Source organism: Pedococcus sp. (assembly GCF_036554925.1).
In the GTDB taxonomy this organism is placed as follows: domain Bacteria; phylum Actinomycetota; class Actinomycetes; order Actinomycetales; family Dermatophilaceae; genus Pedococcus_A.
Map to the genome: position 1 here is coordinate 1 of NZ_DATBMI010000174.1, position 1,891 is coordinate 1,891.

Below are 1,891 nucleotides of genomic sequence, written 5' to 3' on the forward strand. Positions count from 1 at the left end.
CCGAAGCCGCCGGTGGCGAAGTCGCGCTCGAGGTCCCACAGGGTCAGGCCGTGGCTGGTGACGTCGAGGTCGGGGTGGCGGCGCTGGCGGTACTCCAGCGGGTCGGTGTCGGCCATGAGGTGGCCGCGCACGCGGTAGGCGTGGATGAGCTGCTGCACGCGGGCCGTCTTGTTGACGTCGTCGTCGTGGTGGGCGGAGATGTCCTGGACCCAGCGGACCGGCTCGTAGGGGATGCGCAGGCTCTCGAAGATCTCGTCGTAGAAGCCGTTCTCGCCGAGGAGGAGGGCGTTGACGATGCGCAGGAAGTCGCCGGACTGGGCGCCCTGGATGATCCGGTGGTCGTAGGTGCTCGTCAGCGTGAGGATCTTGGAGACCGCGTTGCGGTTGAGGGTCTCCTGGCTCGCGCCCTGCCACTCGGCGGGGTAGTCGAGGGAGCCGACGCCGATGATCGTGCCCTGCCCCTGCATCAGGCGCGGCACGGAGTGGACGGTGCCGATGGTGCCGGGGTTGGTCAGCGAGATCGTCGTGCCCTGGAAGTCCTCGACCGTCAGCTTGTTGTTGCGAGCCTTGCGCACGACGTCCTCGTACGCCGTCCAGAAGTGGGCGAAGTCCATCGCCTCGGCGGACTTGATCGACGGCACGAGGAGCTGGCGGGTGCCGTCCTCCTTGGCCACGTCGATGGCGAGGCCGAGGTTGACGTGCGCCGGGACGACGAGGGCGGGCTTGCCCTTCTCGTCGGTGGTGTACCCGTTGTTCATCTCCGGCATGACGGCCAGCGCCTTGACCAGGGCGTAGCCGATGAGGTGGGTGAAGGAGACCTTGCCGCCGCGGGAGCGCTTGAGGTGGTTGTTGATGACCACGCGGTTGTCGATGAGCAGCTTGGCGGGGACGGCGCGCACGCTCGTCGCGGTCGGCACCTGGAGCGAGGACTCCATGTTGGTGACCACGCGGGCCGCGGCACCGCGCAGCGGCTTGACCTCGCCCTCGCTGACCGGGCCGGTGTCCTTCAGGCCGGCGGGCTCGCGCGGCTTGGGCTGCTCGGCCTTGGGCGCCTCGGCCTTGGGCGCCTCGGCCGGGGCGGGCGCGGGCTGGCGCGGCGGGGCGACCTTGGCGGCGGCGGTCTGGCCGCCCGTCGCGGCCTCCTTGTCCTCCGGCTTGTCGGCGACGGCCCGGTCGCTGGCGGCGTCAGGCTTGTCGGTGGTGCTCGCCTGGCGCTCGACGGTGGCGCTGCCCGAGGACGCGGCGGGTGCGGGGGCCGTGGCGACTCCCGTGCCGTTGGCCTCGGAGCCGTTTCCCGTGGAGTCGCCGGGGCGGTAGTCCTCGAAGAACTCCCACCACGCCTTGTCGACGGAGTTCTTGTCCTTCAGGTACTGCTCATACAGCTCGTCCACGAGCCATTCGTTCGGCCCGAAGGCCGCCATGGGGTCGTTGGTCGGGGACTGGTCAGGCACGGCGGATACGCCTCTTTCATAGCGTCGACAATGACGAAGCAAACGGGTGCCCCCAGCCTATCGCCGAGCCGCCCTGGCTGCCCCAGCGGTCCCACGCCCAGTTCTGTGGAGTCACTCACCCTCCTGGGCCGCCCCCGGGACGGGGGTAGTGGTCGCGCCGAGATGCGAACCGCGGGTTCTCGATGTGCGAACCCGCGGTTCCCTTCTCGGCCGCACCCCCACCGCCTCCCGTCGCCTCTCGCGCTCCGGTCCCGGCACGCGCGCGCGGTGTGGCGGCCGGGCACGACGAAGGGGTGCCGAACCGCGCTCCCGGGTGGTGGGGAGGTCGGTTCGGCACCCCTCGCGGCCTTGGCCGTGGCGTCACCAGCCCGTATGCCGTCGGCGCCGGCGGGTGCCCGGCGTCAGGTGATGTCGCTGCGCACCGTCCGCCACGACCCGAA

General features: G+C 71.0%; 1 protein-coding gene. It reads right to left on the reverse strand.

Annotated elements, in window-relative coordinates; genetic code table 11:
* A partial coding sequence (locus tag VIB11_RS13780; protein ID WP_332031807.1) for a 2-oxo acid dehydrogenase subunit E2 occupies positions 1-1,451 on the reverse strand: 1,451 nt, incomplete at its 3' end.
* Positions 1,452-1,891 lie beyond the last annotated feature (440 nt).